The 15,674-nt window shown below is 74.1% G+C and carries 11 protein-coding genes and 1 pseudogene; 7 read left to right on the top strand and 5 right to left on the bottom strand.

All coding sequences use genetic code 11. The features are described from left to right. The first annotated feature begins 48 nt into the window (after positions 1-48). Entirely contained in the window at positions 49-1,008 is a 960-nt protein-coding gene (locus tag ACH499_RS31380) for an ABC transporter substrate-binding protein (protein ID WP_356202393.1), read from the top strand. A gap of 58 nt (positions 1,009-1,066) precedes the next feature. On the opposite strand, the gene ACH499_RS31375 is transcribed toward ACH499_RS31380, so the two are convergent. Genes ACH499_RS31375 through ACH499_RS31365 form a run of 3 tightly spaced genes read right to left on the bottom strand, consistent with a single transcriptional unit; the run spans position 1,067 to position 4,934 of the window. Then, on the bottom strand, positions 1,067-1,489 hold the full coding sequence (locus tag ACH499_RS31375; RefSeq protein ID WP_399020127.1) for a roadblock/LC7 domain-containing protein: 423 nt from the start codon (positions 1,487-1,489) through the stop codon (positions 1,067-1,069). After that, positions 1,486-3,873, bottom strand: coding sequence for a nitrate- and nitrite sensing domain-containing protein (locus ACH499_RS31370; RefSeq protein ID WP_399020125.1), 2,388 nt, complete (start codon positions 3,871-3,873; stop codon positions 1,486-1,488). Before ACH499_RS31370 ends, ACH499_RS31375 begins: the two co-directional genes overlap by 4 nt. Positions 3,874-3,926: 53 nt before the next feature. Next, positions 3,927-4,934, bottom strand: coding sequence for a substrate-binding domain-containing protein (locus ACH499_RS31365; RefSeq protein WP_399020123.1), 1,008 nt, complete (start codon positions 4,932-4,934; stop codon positions 3,927-3,929). 644 nt (positions 4,935-5,578) lie between these two features. On the opposite strand from ACH499_RS31365, the gene ACH499_RS31360 reads away from it, so the two are divergent. The 3 genes and pseudogenes from ACH499_RS31360 (at position 5,579) to cyc2 (ending at position 9,886) form a co-directional block, all read left to right on the top strand. Then, on the top strand, positions 5,579-6,226 hold the full coding sequence (locus ACH499_RS31360) for a ScbR family autoregulator-binding transcription factor (RefSeq protein ID WP_356202387.1): 648 nt from the start codon (positions 5,579-5,581) through the stop codon (positions 6,224-6,226). 104 nt (positions 6,227-6,330) lie between these two features. Continuing rightward, positions 6,331-7,531, top strand: a pseudogene (locus tag ACH499_RS31355) (damage-control phosphatase ARMT1 family protein). A gap of 138 nt (positions 7,532-7,669) precedes the next feature. Then, complete coding sequence (cyc2, locus tag ACH499_RS31350) at positions 7,670-9,886, top strand: germacradienol/geosmin synthase Cyc2 (RefSeq protein ID WP_399020121.1); 2,217 nt, start codon at positions 7,670-7,672, stop codon at positions 9,884-9,886. Between the two features lie 252 nt (positions 9,887-10,138). Here cyc2 and ACH499_RS31345 read toward each other — a convergent pair whose 3' ends face one another. Beyond that, complete coding sequence (locus tag ACH499_RS31345; protein WP_399020119.1) at positions 10,139-10,579, bottom strand: hypothetical protein; 441 nt, start codon at positions 10,577-10,579, stop codon at positions 10,139-10,141. 100 nt (positions 10,580-10,679) lie between these two features. Between ACH499_RS31345 and ACH499_RS31340 the strand changes: the two genes are divergently transcribed. The 3 genes from ACH499_RS31340 to ACH499_RS31330 all read left to right on the top strand — a co-directional run bounded on the left by ACH499_RS31340 (position 10,680) and on the right by ACH499_RS31330 (position 13,570). Beyond that, a complete protein-coding gene (locus tag ACH499_RS31340; protein WP_399020117.1) occupies positions 10,680-11,276 on the top strand; it encodes a PDZ domain-containing protein in 597 nt (198 codons plus the stop codon). A gap of 160 nt (positions 11,277-11,436) precedes the next feature. Further along, positions 11,437-12,567: an aminopeptidase P family protein gene (locus tag ACH499_RS31335; protein ID WP_399020115.1), complete on the top strand. Its 1,131-nt coding sequence runs from the start codon at positions 11,437-11,439 to the stop codon at positions 12,565-12,567. Positions 12,568-12,628: 61 nt separating this feature from the next. Next, complete coding sequence (locus ACH499_RS31330) at positions 12,629-13,570, top strand: aminoglycoside phosphotransferase family protein (protein ID WP_356202373.1); 942 nt, start codon at positions 12,629-12,631, stop codon at positions 13,568-13,570. A gap of 245 nt (positions 13,571-13,815) precedes the next feature. On the opposite strand, the gene treZ is transcribed toward ACH499_RS31330, so the two are convergent. Next, positions 13,816-15,561: a malto-oligosyltrehalose trehalohydrolase gene (treZ, locus tag ACH499_RS31325; protein WP_399020113.1), complete on the bottom strand. Its 1,746-nt coding sequence runs from the start codon at positions 15,559-15,561 to the stop codon at positions 13,816-13,818. Between the last annotated feature and the right edge of the window lie 113 nt (positions 15,562-15,674).

Raw genomic sequence — 15,674 nt, 5'->3', positions numbered from 1 at the left:
ACCCGGCCGTTGTTGACGGACCGACGAGCGGATCGTTTGGATCAGTGGATGACTTCTACCGCGAAGCGCAGCAGGTCCAGGACGAGGCACACCGGCGCGGCGGCCGTCGCGCTCGCCGCCGCGACGGCGCTCCTCGCGGGCTGTTCCTCCTCCGACGGCACCTCCGACAACCCCCTGGCCGGGGAGAAGGCGGAGGCCGGCACCATCGTCGTCGGCTCGAACAACTTCGCCGAGAGCACCCTGCTCGCCGACATCTACGGCGAGGCGCTCAAGGCCAAGGGCCTCAAGGTCACCTACAAGCACAACATCGGCAGCCGCGAGACGACGTACGGGCTGATGAAGAACGGCTCGGTCACGGTGCTGCCCGAGTACAACGGCTCGCTGCTCGCCTACCTCGACCCGAAGGCCGAGCAGACGTCCGCCGAAGCCGTGAACGCCGCGGTGAAGGCCAAGCTCGACAAGAGCCTGACGCTGCTGGAGTCGTCACCGGCGGAGGACAAGGACTCGGTCGCCCTCAACGCGGAGACCGCCGAGAAGTACGGGCTCACCGCCGAGTCCACCCTCGCCGACCTCAAGGAGGCGGCGCCCGAGCTGGCCATCGGCGGCTCGCCCGAGTTCCAGACCCGGCAGCAGGGGCTGAAGGGCCTTCAGTCCGTGTACGGACTGAAGTTCAAGAGCTTCAAGGCGCTCGACGCGGGCGGCCCGCTGACCCAGTCGGCGCTGGCGAAGAACACCGTGCAGGCGGCCGACGTCTTCACCACCGACCCGACCATCGTGAAGGAGAAGTTCGTCGTCCTGAAGGACCCGGAGAACCTCTTCGGATTCGCCAACGTCACGCCGCTGGTCAACAAGGAGGCGTTGTCCCCGGAGGCCGTGGCCGCGCTCAACGCGGTCTCGGCGTCGCTGGACACCAAGACCCTTCTCGACCTGGACGCCCAGGTGCAGTTGGAGAAGAAGGACCCGCTGGACGTGGCGAAGGCCTGGCTGAAGTCCGCGGGCCTCGACTGACGGTCACGGGACGGCGCCCGCGCGCGGCCGCCGTCCCGTACCCTCCGCGCAGGTCACCTCACGCGCCGGGTCCCGCGGTGGCCCGTGGCGTCGTGCTCAGGTGCTCGCCGATCTTCTTCACCAGCATGTTCATCTGGTAGGCGACCACGCCGACGTCGGCGTTGGGCCCGGTGAGCAGGACGAGGTGGGTGCCGGGGCCGGCGGAGGCGAGGATCAGGTAGCCGTTGGCCATCTCGATGAGGGCCTGGCGCACCGGACCGCCGCGGAAGTCCATGCTGACGCCCTTGCTGAGGCTCATCAGGCCGGACGCGGTCGCCGCCAGCCGCTCGGCGTCGGCCCGGGGGAAGCCGGTGGACTTGCTGACGACCAGCCCGTCGTCGGAGAGCACGACGGCCTGGGTCACATCGGCGACCCGCTCCACGAGTCCGGTGAGCAACGGGTCCAGCGAGGTGTGCCTGGCGGGTGCGGGGCGGGGCGTCATGGCGTTTCCTTCGTGCGGGGGTGGGCGTGCGGTGTCGAGGGGGTGGTGGGGAGGCTCTGTCCGTCGGTGCGGCCGGGCCCGTCCGTGGCGCCGGAGGCGTCCGTCGTGCCGGGGAGGCCGGCGGCAGCGGCGTCTTCGGCGTGGGCCCGGCGTGTGCCGCGCTGGAAGCCGCCGAGGGAGGCGGCGGCCCGTTCGGCGGTGAACTCGGCCAGTTCGTCGGCCTCTTGAGGTCGCGGGGAGTCCGGGGGCTCCTCGCGCGGCCCGGTGGCCGGGCCGGTCTTCGGTACCCGCCGGGGCAGGGGGGCGGGTCCCCCGTCCGGGGGCCCGGCGGCCGGGGCGGTCGCCTCGGTGCGGCTCACCGCCACGGGCCCGGCCGGGCGTACGGTGTGCGGCGCGGGCGGGGTGTCCGCGCCGGGGGCGGGTGTCGCACCGCCGGGCGCCGGGCTGCCGGTGGCGAGGGGCCCGCGGACCACGATGCCGTGCGGGATCAGGACGGTCGCCGTGGTCCCGCCGGACGGCGACGGGCGCAGCGTGACCGCGATGCCGTGCCGGTGCGCGAGCCGGGCGACGACGAACATGCCGAGCCGCAGATCGTCGGCGAGCGCCACCACGTCGAACTGCGGCTCCACGGCCAACTGGGCGTTGAACGAGGCGTAGTCCTCCTCCGGCAGGCCGAGCCCGCGGTCCTCGATCTCGACGACCAGGTCCTCGCCCGCCATCGCCGCCCGCACCTGGACCGGTCGCGGGGCGGGGGAGTAGGCCGTCGCGTTGTCGATCAGCTCGGCCAGCAGATGGATGACGTCGGCGACGGCGGGCGGGGCCACGGCCGCCTCCGCGTCGGTGTGCAGTTCCACCCGCCGGTACTCGGCGACCTCCCCGACCGCGTTGCGCAGGACGTCGGCCAGCGCGACGGGTTCCTGCCAGCGGCGCCGGGGCCGTTCGCCGCTGATGATGACGAGGTTCTCCTCGTAGCGGCGCAACTGGGCCGCCGTGGAGTCCAGTTCGTACAGGCCCTTGAGGACGTCCGGGTCGGTGTGCGCGCGTTCCAGCGCGTCCAACGTGCCGAGCTGCATGTTGACGAGGTTCTGGCTCTGCCGGGCGATGCCCAGGATCACCTTCCGGAAGCCGCGGCGGGTGTCGGCGAGTTCGACGGCGGTGTGCACGGCCGTGCGCTGGGCGGTGTTGAACGCCTGTGCCACCTGGCCGAGTTCGTCGTCGCCGTAGTCCAGCGGCGGTGTCGCCGACTCCACGTCGACCTTCTCGCCCCGCTCCAACCGGGCCACCACGTCCGGGAGCCGCTCCTCGGCCAGGCTCAGCGTGGCCAGCCGCAGCCCCCGCAGCCGCCGGGACAGCGAGCGGGTGATCCGCCAGGACATGACGACGCACAGCAGCAGGGCGATCAGTCCGCCGGCGCTGAGGGAGGCGGCCGTGATCAGCGTGCCGCGTGCCTCGTCGGCGCTGCGGGTGAGCAGGTCCGCCGACTGCTGCCGGATCAGCTCCGCGTACGCGCCGGACACCTTCTCCATCGCGGTCGTCCACTGCCGGCGCGTGTCCGGCAGTTCGATGCCGGAGTCCCCGGCCGCCGACCGGGCCGCGAGCACCTGGTCCTCCACGGACTGCAGGGTCTGCCACTCGGGGCCGGCCAGGATCCGCTCGGTCCGGGTCTTCGCGCCGCCGGTCAGGGAGGGGGCGATCTGGTCCTCCACGATCCAGCGCCGGGTGTGGACCGACCGGGCGAACGCCGCCCACTCCTGGTGGTCCATCCGCCCGGACGGCCAGGCCAGGGTGAGCCGGACGTCCTCCTGGGAGACCAGTTCCGCCGCGTGCTCCAGGGCGACCAGCGGGCCGGCCCGGGAGGTGAGGGCGCCGTCGTCGACCTGGGACAGCTCCTGGAAGGCGTGGATCTGCTCGTCGATGATCGCGGTGTAGTGGTCGAGGGCCTGGCCGGGGGTGATGTCGGTGGGGTGGTCCACCTGACCGCGGTAGTACTCGAGGCTGCCCAGCGAGCCGAGCACCGAGTACAGCCGGTCGGAGACCCGGGCGGGTGCCCGTGCGATCGCCTCGGACCGGCTCGCCAGACGGCCGACCGCCTCGTCGGTCCTCTTGCGCTGCGCGTCCAGGGCCGCCCGGGTGCCGTCGGGCGAGGCCAGCCAGGCGGCCGACAGCCGGCGTTCCCGTTGCAGGGCGAGCGCCGCCTCGGTGCCCATGGCCCCGGTGGACCTGCTCAGCTCCGTCTGGGCCCGCAGCCGCAGCCCCTCCGAGAACATGCGGACCGTGGTCACGCTCCAGAGGGCGGTGAGGGTGACGGCCGGAACCAGCGCCAGGAGGATCAGGGAGAGGCGTATGGAGCCGAGACGGTGCCGGGCACCTGTCCGTACAGACATCGTCGTCCTGCGCGATCAGTGGTCGGGGCGGGAAGGGGGCTGTGCGGCGGCGTTCACCGGGTGCCCTCCGCGGCGAACCGGGCGACCGCGTCGACGTTCGCCCGGGTCACGAACGCGGGACCGGTGAGCACGGGCGCCGCACCGCCGCCGCTGACGCCGCCGTTGACACGGTGCAGCCACAGCGCGTCGATCGCCAGATAGCCCTGGAGATAGGGCTGCTGGTCCACCGCGAACCGCACGTCCCCGTCCCGGACGGCGTCGACCAGGTCCGCGTCGAGGTCGAAGGTGGCGACGCGTGCGGTGCTGCCGGCCGCCTCGACGGACTCGACCGCGGTGAGGGCGTACCGCGCCCCGTTCGTGACGACCTCGTCGATGCCGGTGTCCTGGCGCAGCCGCGCGGTGACGGCCGCCCCGACCGCCGTCATGTCGGTGCCCTCCACGTACAGCATCTCGGTCTCGCCCTTGAACGCCTTCTTCACGCCGGCGCAGCGGGCCTCCAGCGCGACGTTGCCCCGTTCGTGGATGACGCACAGCGCGCGGGACGCCCGGACGGCGTTGAGCCGGTGGCCGACAGCGCGGCCCGCGACGCCCTCGTCCTGCCCGAAGTAGGCGAGCAGCCCGGCGCTCTGCCAGGCGTCGATGCCGGAGTTGAGACCGACCACGGGTATTCCGGCCGCTCTCGCCTCGGCGACCGGCCCCTCCATCGCCCGGGGCTTGGCCAGCGTCACCGCGATGCCGTCGGGCCTGTCGCGGACGGCCTCCCGCACCAGCCGCGCCTGGCCCGCCGGGTCCAGGTCACCGGCGTACGCCAGGTCGACGCCGTCCTTGGCGGCCGCCGCCTCGGCGCCCTCGCGCACCGGGTCCCAGAAGGTGTCGCCCTCGCCGCCGTGGGTGATCAGCACGACCTTCATCCGGTCCGCGCCGGGTCCCGCGCCCCTCCCCGGGCCGTCCGCTTCCCCGGTGGGTGCGGAGCAGCCGGCCGCCAGCAGACAGCCGGCCGCGGTGAGGGCCGCTGTGCGCAGACGTCCCCGGGAACGGGGCGGTGGGGGAGACGTACTCATGGGGCTTGCGGCACCTCGCTGTGCGGCCGATCAGGCGGAACGGGGCGAGGTGGCCGGGACGGCGTGAGGGGGGCGCCGACCGGAAGGGGGGCTCGCCTGGCTCGGAGCCAATCGTGAGCGACCGCCGGTAGTCAAGTGATGTGGCTCCGGCGGCTGTTGTCGGTGCCGCATCGTGATGAAAGGGGCGCCCGCGGCGGAAGCCGCCCGGCGTCCGGGCCCCGGTGACCTGCCCCGGGGACGGACACCGGGCCCAGCCCGGCGGGTGCGTTCGGGCGGGTTCGCCGGCCCGCTGCCCGAGGGGCCGCGGGGCGGAGCGCGCGGCCCGGGCCTGTTTCCTGCCGCGCCGCCGGTCGCGGCGCGACTCCTGGTCGGGCACCCATCCGAAGACCATGCGGCTCCCGGCGCAGCCGGCGAACCACGCCCCCGTCACCGACGCGGGTGCCGAGGTCTTCGTGAACTGAGCGGGCGTACGCCGTCGGACGGCGGGCCGGCCGGTGCGCGTCCGTGCGCCGGGCGGCCCGCCGCTTCGCCCCGCCGCCGTGCCGGGCGGCGCGAAGGGCGGGAGTGGGGTGGTGAGTTATCGTGTACAGGGGGTTAAAGCAGGTGGGATGACCTGTTGAGTCCAGCCCAGGAGTGTTCAGCCGATGGCGAGGCAGCTACGCGCCGAGCAGACCCGTGCGACCATCCTCGGGGCCGCAGCCGACCTGTTCGACCGACACGGTTACGAGGCGACGAGCCTCAGTGACATCGTCGCGCACGCGGGCGTCACCAAGGGTGCCCTGTACTTCCACTTCGCGGCGAAGGAAGACCTGGCCAACGCCATCATGGAACTCCAGTCCAGAACCTGGCGCCGACTGGCGACGGAGCTGGACGGCAAGGGCTACACCTCGCTGGAGGCCCTGATGCGGCTGACGTTCGTCATGTCCCGGCTGTCCGCCGAGGGTCCGGTGCTGCGGGCCGGGCTGCGGCTCGCCACCACGGGAGTGGCGGTACGGCCGCCGCTGCCCCATCCCTTCACCGAGTGGGTGGACATCGCCACCTCCCGGCTCCGCGACGCCGTCAGACAGGCCGACCTCCATCCGGAGACCGACGTCGACTCGGTCGCCCACACCATGGTCTGCTCCTTCGTCGGCGCCCGCGTCGTGGGCCGCACCCTCGAACCGGCGACCCGGCAGCCCCGCCGGATGGCCGAGATGTGGCACGTACTGATCCGCGGCATGGTCCCGGTGACCCGCCGCGCCCGCTACCTCAGCCTCGCCGCCCGCCTGGAACGCGAGGCGAGCGCGTCCTGAGGGACGCCGCCCCACCCGGCGGGCCGGGGCCCGCCGGGCCCCGGCCCGGCTGCGGGCGGTCGTGCCTCCCGCCGTGCCGGACGGCGCGCGCTACCGTGACGCCCATGCCCCACACCCCCTCCCCGTCCGCGCCCGTCGTCCGGGGCGACGAGCCCGGGTCCTTCCCGCACGGTGTACTGGCCGACCGGCACCCGGCGATCATCCGGCAGGTGCGGGAGGCGTTCCCCTACGACCCCGCCCGGCGCCACGCCCTCGACGCGCTGCTGGCGAACTGCGCCGAGGGCGCGATCGAGCCGCTTCCGGACGGCGCGCACGACCGGGACCGCTGGGCGGCCTGGGGCATGCCCGGGTACGTCGGCCAGTCCTGGTTCGACGTGCCCTGGCTGTGGGCCGAGAGCCACTTCTACCGTCGCCTCCTCGACGCCGTCGGCTACTTCGCCCCCGGCGCCTGGCAGGGCATCGATCCCTTCCGCCCCGCCAAGCTCGCCGAACTCGACGCCTCCGAGACGGCCGAGGAACTCGCCGCGCTCGGCGCCCTCGAATCCCGCCCCGCCGACGAGCGGCTGCGGGCACTGCTGCACGGCTCCCTGTGGGGCAACCGCGCGGACCTCGGCTTCCGCCTCTCCGCCACCGGCGCCGGCACCGAGGGGTCCACGCCCGCGCTGGTCGCCGACGACAGCGACGCGCTGCTGGCACTGCTGGCGCCCGGGGCCGGGGACGGTACGGCCGCCACGCGCACCCTGTGCCTGGTCGCCGACAACGCCGGCCGGGAGCTCGTCCCCGACCTGCTCCTCCTGTCCCACCTGCTCGGCCACGGACACATCGGCCGGGCGGTCCTCCACGTCAAGCCGTACCCGTACTACGTCTCCGACGCCACGACCGCCGACGTGCTCGACGCGCTGCGGCGGCTGCTCGCGGCGGGCGGGGCGGCCGGCGCGCACGGCCGCACCCTGTGGTCCGCGCTGACCGACGGCCGGGTCACGGTCCGCGCCCACCCCTTCTCCAGTGCCCCCCTGCCCTACGCCGACATGCCCGGCGACCTGCGCGCGGACTTCGCCGCCGCCACCGTCACGGTCCTCAAGGGCGACCTGAACTACCGCCGGCTGGTGGGCGACCGGTGGTGGCCGCCGACCACGCCCTTCACGGACGTCACCGCCTACTTCCCCGGCCCCGTCGCCGCGCTGCGCACCCTGAAGTCCGACGTGGTCACCGGCCTGGACGCGGACACGGAGGCCGCTCGTGGCGGTGGAGGAGCAGCGCTGGCGCACCAGCGGGACGCACGCGCTGATCCAGCTCGCGGACTGAACCGCCGGCGGCGACCGGGACACGCGGCACGGCACGACGGAACGGCGAAAGTTCCCGCGTTCCGGCCCGGTTCACGCGATGGTGTGATCATGTCCCGGCCCGCGGATGCCCGCGAAAGCCCATGGGTAGGGCCCGGCCATGACGCAACAGCCCTTCGAACTGCCGCACTTCTACATGCCGCACCCCGCGCGGCTGAACCCGCATCTCGACGAGGCCCGGGCCCACTCCACGGTCTGGGCCCGGGAGATGGGCATGCTGGAGGGCTCCGGCGTCTGGGAGCAGGAAGACCTCGACGCACACGACTACGGCCTGCTCTGCGCGTACACCCACCCCGACTGCGACGGACCCGCGCTCTCCCTCATCACCGACTGGTACGTGTGGGTCTTCTTCTTCGACGACCACTTCCTGGAGAAGTACAAGCGCACCCAGGACCGGGCCGGAGGCAAGGCCCACCTGGACCGCCTGCCCCTGTTCATGCCGCTCGACCTCGCCACCGGGATGCCGGAGCCCGGGAACCCGGTCGAGGCGGGCCTCGCCGACCTGTGGAAGCGCACGGTGCCCGCCATGTCGGCCGACTGGCGCCGCCGGTTCGCCGTCGCCACGGAGCACCTGCTCAACGAGTCGCTGTGGGAGCTGTCCAACATCAACGAGGGGCGGATCGCCAACCCCGTCGAGTACATCGAGATGCGCCGCAAGGTCGGCGGCGCGCCCTGGTCGGCCGGCCTCGTGGAGTACGCGACCGCCGAGGTGCCCTCCGCCGTCGCCGGGACCCGGCCGCTCAGGGTGCTGATGGAGACGTTCTCCGACGCCGTGCACCTGCGCAACGACCTGTTCTCCTACCAGCGGGAGGTCGAGGACGAGGGCGAGCTCAGCAACGGCGTCCTGGTGCTGGAGACCTTCTTCGGCTGCACCACCCAGGAGGCCGCCGACATGGTCAACGACGTCCTCACCTCGCGGCTCCACCAGTTCGAGCACACCGCGTTCACCGAAGTGCCCGCGGTGGCCCTGGAGAACGGACTGACACCGCCCGAGGCCGCGGCCGTCGCTGCGTACGCCAAGGGGCTGCAGGACTGGCAGTCCGGCGGTCACGAATGGCACATGCGCTCCAGCCGGTACATGAACAAGGGCGCCCGCACGGCCGCTCCCTGGCGGGCCCCGTCCGGCCCCGGCACCTCCGCCGCCGACATCGGCACCCTGCTCGCCGCGGCCGGCGCCACGGGGACGCCTGCCGCGTCCTTCGACCAGCGGGGGAGGCTGCGCTCCTACACGCACGTGCCGTTCCAGAAGGTCGGCCCGTCGATCATCCCCGACATCCGCATGCCGTTCCCGTTGCAGCTCAGCCCCCACCTCGACGGCGCCCGCCGGCACCTGTCCGAGTGGTCGAAGGCCGTCGGCTTCCTCGGCGAGGGGGTCTGGGACGAGGACAAGCTCGCCAGCTGCGACCTGCCGCTGTGCGCGGCCGGCCTCGACCCGGACGCCACCGGGGAACAGCTCGACCTCGCCTCCGACTGGCTGGCCTTCGGCACCTACGGCGACGACTACTACCCCCTCGTCTACGGACACCGCCGCGACCTGGCCGCCGCACGGCTGACCACCGCCCGCCTGTCCGCCTGCATGCCGCTGGACGGAGAGCCGGTCCCGCCGCCCGCCAACGCCATGGAACGCGCCCTGATCGACCTGTGGGCACGCACGACGGCCGGCATGACTCCGGAGGAACGGCGCCCGCTCAGGACGGCCGTCGACACGATGACCGAGGCCTGGGTCTGGGAGCTGTCCAACCAGATCCAGAACCGCGTCCCGGACCCGGTGGACTACCTGGAGATGCGGCGCGCCACCTTCGGCTCCGACCTCACGCTCGGCCTGTGCCGCGCCGGACACGGCCCCGCGGTCCCGCCCGACGTCTACCGCAGCGGCCCGGTCCGCTCCCTGGAGAACGCGGCGATCGACTACGCCTGCCTCCTCAACGACGTCTTCTCGTACCAGAAGGAGATCGAGTACGAGGGCGAGATCCACAACGCGGTCCTCGTCGTGCAGAACTTCTTCGGCATCGACTACCCGACCGCGCTGCCGGTCGTCCAGGACCTGATGAACCAGCGCATGCGCCAGTTCGAGCACGTCGTCGCACACGAACTGCCCGTCGTCTACGACGACTTCCAGCTCTCCGACGAGGCGCGGGCCGTCATGCGGGGCTATGTCACCGACCTGCAGAACTGGATGGCCGGCATCCTCAACTGGCACCGGAACGTACCCCGTTACCGGGCCGAGTACCTGAGCGGACGCCTCCACGGCTTCCTCCCGGACCGGCCCCCGGCCGTGCCCGTGCCGAGGACTCACGCGCTTCCCGTGCTCGGCTGATCCGGCCGGGGGGATGTCAGTCGGACGGTACGTAGTCGGTCAGTACGCAGCCCTCGACGGCCCCGGGCCTCGTCCCGTAGCCACTCGGCACGGCGAAGTCCGGGTCGCAGGTCAGGAACGCGAGGTCGGACGGTTCGAGTTCCCGGATCGTGTCGTCGCCGACCGGGACGACCGCGAAGTCCCGGCCGACCAGGAACGCGGCGTGGCCGTCCTTCAGCGCGGCCGTCTGGAACGTCTTCGTGTCCGGGACGGTCAGCAGGGCGATGGGCCGGTCGTGGCCGTCCTTGCAGACCGCGCGCTGCGTGATGCCCCAGGAGGGGTCCGCGGCCTCCTCCTCGCCCCGGCGGTGCCGTCCGAGCCGGAGGGGGAGTAGTCCTCACCGGGCGTCAGGTCGAGGCACTCGGTGTACTTGTTGAGGTAGTACTCGACGGAGGCCATGTCGGCGGCCCGGGGCAGGTCGTCGGCGGCCGCCGGCCCTTTCTCGGAGCCTGCGACCGCACCGTTCCCGGCATCGTTGTTGCTGCCGGCTGCGGAGGCGGTGCCGGTGTCGCGGCCGTCGTCGTCGTTCCCGCACGCGCCGAGTGCGCCCAAGGCGATGAGGGCAACGCCGATGGTGAGCGCTCGCCGGTTACGCATGATGTTCTCCCCGTGTGGTCCTGCTCCGTCGTGATCATTCGTGCTGGGCAGGGACACGACAGGAAATCCCGGGGCCGGTCGGCCGTCGGTCGGTCTCACTCGTTCGTGGCTCGTCGCGCGCCGGTGCGCCGGGTAGAGCCTTGGCCGGAGGCGAACCATGGAACAGACCGCACTGCGACCCAAGCCGATGCCCGGACAGGATTCCGGCGCTCCCCGGCCACCCGGCCCGGCCGGGCCCCCGCCCGTCCCACGGGGCCGCCGCAGGCGGCTCACCACCGTGCTGTGCGGCCTGCTCGCCGCGACGCTCCTGCTCCTCGCCGGAGTGGGCCTCGGCACCGTGGGCGCCACGGTGATCGGTATGAGCAGGCTCGCCGAACTCCAGCAGCGGGCGGGCGCGTCCGCACCGGGAGCACCGGCCGGCGCCGGGTCCGCCCCCGCCCCCGCCCGGCCGGCCCCGGCCCCCGCCGCCACCCCGCCCCCGGCACCGGCCGGCGCGACCCTCGGAGTGGAGGTCGTGGACGACGAGAGGGCCGGCGCCCTGGTCACCGGCGTCCACGTCCCCGGCCCCGGCCACACGGCGGGACTGGTCAGGGGCGACGTGGTCGTGGCGTTCGGCACCGCCCGTATCGACTCGGCCTCCGGTCTCGCCCGCGCCGTCGCCCGCGCCCGGCCCGGCGAGAAGGTGCTCCTGACCGTGCGCCACGAGAGCGGCGGCCACCAGCGGCTCGCGGCCGTTCCCGGGGTCGTTGCATGAAGCAGCAGGAAGCGACCGGAGCCCCGGGCGGTGCCCGCGCGGCGACTAGGATCGGTGCCGGTGGGACGGTCCCGCCCGAGCGGCCCGCCGACCGGCTCGCGCCGCCCTGCCGCCCCGGGCAGGATGCTGCCCGTAGCCCTTCGCCGCCCAGGAGGCCCGGATGACCGGCAGCACACCCGCCGCTCCCTTCACCGTCGACGACTACAGGGCCCGCATGGAGCGCGCGGCGCGGACGGCCGCCGAGGCCGGACTGGCCGGGCTGCTGGTCGCACCGGGCCCCGACCTCGTGTGGCTCACCGGCTACGCGCCCACCGCCGCCACCGAACGGCTCACGCTGCTGGTCCTCACCCCGGACCGCGACCCCGTCCTCGTCGTGCCGACGCTCGAGGCCCCCGACGCCGAGAAGGCCGTCGGCGCGCCCGCCGTGACCCTGCGCGACTGGACCGACGGCAAGGACCCCTACGCCGCCACCGCCGCCCTCCTCGACGGCTCCGGACGGTTCGGCATCAGCGACAACGCCTGGGCGATGCACCTGCTCGGTCTCCAGCGGGCGCTGCCCGGCACCTCGTACGCCTCGCTCACCGAGGCGCTGCCGATGCTGCGCGCCGTGAAGGACGCGGCGGAGCTGGAACTGCTGGCGGCGGCCGGCGCGGCCGCGGACGCGGCCTTCGAGGAGATCCGCACCGTCCCCTTCGGCGGGCGCCGCGAGTCCGACGTCGCGGCCGACCTGGCCGGCCTGCTGCGGCGCTTCGGCCACTCCCAGGTCGACTTCACGATCGTCGCCTCCGGGCCCAACGGCGCCAACCCGCACCACGAGGTCGGCGACCGCGTCATCGAGGACGGAGACATGATCGTCCTCGACTTCGGCGGCCTCAAGGACGGCTACGGCTCCGACACCTCCCGCACGGTCCACGTCGGCGAACCCACCGACGAGGAGCGCCGGGTGCACGACCTGGTCCGCGAGGCGCAGGAGGCCGGGTTCCGGGCGGTGCGGCCCGGTGCCGCCTGCCAGGACGTCGACCGGGCCGCGCGCGCGGTCATCGCCGACGCCGGCTACGGGGAGTACTTCATCCACCGCACCGGACACGGCATCGGCGTCACCACGCACGAGCCGCCCTACATGATCGAGGGCGAGGAGCAGCCGCTCGTGCCCGGCATGTGCTTCTCCGTCGAGCCCGGCGTCTATCTGCCCGGCCGGTTCGGCGTGCGCATCGAGGACATCGTCACGGTCACCGAGGAGGGCGGCCGGCGATTCAACGACACCACCCGGGAGATGGTCGTCGTGGAGTGAGCGACCACCCGACCCGCACCCCCCTTGGCACCCGGAAGACCCGGAAGACGACGGCGCGACCATGACCCAGGCCCCGACACCGACCGCGGACACCGTCCGCCGACTGGTCCGTTCCCTGCTGAGCGAGAGCGCGGCGCCCGACGTCCGGCCCGTCGAGGAGGGCGCCTCGGACGCAGGGCCCGCCACCTGGTGGGTCGGCAGCCGCCATGTGCTGCGCCTGGCGCCCGACCGTGAGGCCGCGGTGCGCCAGCTCCGCGAACTGCGTCTGCGCGACCTGGTCCGGCCGTACCTGTCCGTCGCGGTGCCGACGAGCGTGGCCCACGGCGAGTGGGCGCCGGGACTGACGTACACGCTGGACGCCAAGGTGCCCGGCGGTTCGGGCGAGGAGCACCACGTGTCCGCCGTCGGCGAGGCCGACCTCGCGGCGCTGCTCTCCGGACTGCGCGAGGTGCCCGTCCGCCAGGCCGAGGCCCTCGGCGTGCCCCGCGCCGCCCCGCGCTCCCTGGAGACCCTGCGCCGGGCCGCCGAACGCGCCGCCCGGCGGCTCGCCGAGGCCGACGAGTTCGACCCGGCCCGGCCCGAGCGGCTGACGGCGGCGGCGACGGCCCAGCTCGGCGCCCAGCCCGGCACCGCGGTCCTCGTCCACCACGACCTGGCCGGCGAGCACCTGGTGGTGGCCGCCGACGGACGGGTGCGCGGGGTCCTCGGCTGGGCCGACGCGGTCCTCGGCGACCCGGCAGAGGACATCGCCGGACTCGCGCTCTCCGTCGGCTCGCCCGCCGCCGTGCGCGCCGCCACCCTCGCCGGTTACGGCGCCCGGCCCTGTCTGCGCGGCCTGTGGCTGGCCCGCTGCGACACGCTCGTCCACCTCGCGGACGTCCTCGCCGGCCGGTCGGCGGCCCCTCTGCCCCTGCTGCGCACCCGCCTGCGCCGCGCCTGGGAGCCGATCCTGCTGGAACGGGTCACGGCCCTGCGCGAGGACGGCACGGAGGGCCCCGCCTGAACGCGCCTCCGGCCACTCGCGCCGCACCGTGAGGGACCGGACGCGCGCGCCACGCGGCAGCCCGTCCACCGGGCACCGCGCCTTGAGACCGCACGCGCACGACGCCTCGCCCACCGGGCACCGAATCCCGAGCCCGCACCGGGACACGCCGCCGCACCCACCGCTCCGCCCGGCTCTCCGTGCTCCCGGCGCGGCCCGCCCCCCGTGACGGCCCCGCCGCACGGGGCACCGGGCGGCGCGCGCCCTCACTCCTGCACGAGCACCACGCTCGACTCCCCGGGCACCCGCAGCACCCCGTCCTCGCCCGGCCCCCGCACCGGCTCCCAGGCCGCGAGGACCTGCGCGGGGCGGGAGCCCAGGGGGATGGACGCCGGTTCGCGGCCCAGGTTGACGGTCACCCGGATGTCCCCGCGCCGGAAGGCCAGCCAGCGCGCCTCCTCGTCGTACGCCACCTTCATGTCGCCGAGGTCCGGATCGGTCAGGTCCGGCTGCTCGCGGCGCAGCGCGATCAGCCGGCGGTACCAGGCCAGGACGCGCGCGTGCGGATCGCGTCCGGGCTCGGACCAGTCGAGGCAGGAGCGCTCCCGGGTCGCCGGGTCCTGCGGGTCCGGCACGTCCTCCTCCTTCCAGCCGTGCGCCGCGAACTCCCGCCGCCTGCCGCGCCGTACCGCCTCCGCGAGATCCGGGTCGGTGTGGTCGGTGAAGAACTGCCACGGCGTGCCCGCCGCCCACTCCTCGCCCATGAACAGCATCGGCGTGAACGGCCCCGTGAGCGTCAGCGTGGCCGCGCACGCCGCCAGGCCCGGGGAGACCAGGGACGCCAGCCGGTCGCCCCGGGCGCGGTTGCCGACCTGGTCGTGGGTCTGGCTGTAGCCGGTCAGCCGGTGCGCGGCGGTGCGCTGCCGGTCCAGCGGCCGGCCGTGGCCGCGGCCGCGGAAACTGGAGTACGTGCCGTCGTGGAACCAGCCCCGCGTCAGCGTCTTGGCCAGCGCCGCCAGCGGGGCGCGCGCGAAGTCGGCGTAGTAGCCCTGCGACTCCCCGGTCAGCGCGGTGTGCAGGGCGTGGTGGAAGTCGTCGTTCCACTGGGCGTGCACGCCCATGCCGTGCTCCGCGCGCGGGGTGATGATCCGCGGGTCGTTCAGATCGGACTCGGCGATCAGGAACAGCGGTCGGCCCAGGTCGGCGGCCAGCCCGTCCACGGCCGTGGAGAGCTGCTCCAGGAAGTGGCACGCGCGCGTGTCGGCCAGGGCGTGCACCGCGTCCAGCCGCAGCCCGTCGATCCGGTAGTCCCGCAGCCAGGCCAGCGAGCTGTCCACGAGGAACGCCCGCACCTCGTCCGAGCCGGGCGCGTCCAGGTTGATCGCCGCGCCCCAGGGCGTGTGGTGGGTGTCCGTGAAGTACGGGCCGAAGGCGGGCAGGTAGTTGCCGGACGGCCCGAGGTGGTTGTGCACCACGTCCAGGACCACGCCGAGGCCCAGCTCGTGGGCCCGGTCGACGAACCGCTTCAGCGCCTGCGGCCCGCCGTACGGCTCGTGCACCGCCCACAGCGAGACGCCCTCGTACCCCCAGCCGTGCCGGCCGGGGAACGGGCACAGCGGCATCAACTCGACGTGTGTGACGCCGAGTCCGGCCAAGTGGTCCAGCCGCTCGGCGGCGGCGTCCAGCGTGCCCTCGCGCGTGTACGTGCCCACGTGCAGCTCGTACAGCACCGCGCCGGGCAGCGGGCGTCCGGCCCACTCGGTGCGCCACGCGTAGCTCCCGTGGTCGACGACAGCGCTCAGCCCGTCGGGGCCGTCCGGCTGCCGCCGCGAGCGCGGGTCCGGCAGGACCGGCCCGTCGTCCACCGCGAAGCCGTACCGCGAGCCCTCCCGCGCCGCGGCCGCACCGCACCACCACCCCGGCCGCTCGGGATCGCGCTCCATCGCGTGCGTGACGCCGTCGCACGTCAGTGTCACGCGGCCGGCCTGCGGTGCCCACACCTCGAACTGCACGGACGGTACCCCTTCGTCTGCCCACCGTGACGTAGCCCGACCATGGTCCTTCAAAAACGGCCGATCCGCCGGTGAACGTCCCCGTTCGCGGCGGGTGTCGCGGACACGCGCCC

The organism is Streptomyces sp. NPDC018947 (assembly GCF_044390505.1).
Lineage (GTDB): Bacteria > Actinomycetota > Actinomycetes > Streptomycetales > Streptomycetaceae > Streptomyces.
Note: the sequence above shows the minus strand (reverse complement) of the source record. Positions and strands in the feature narration are given on the sequence as shown.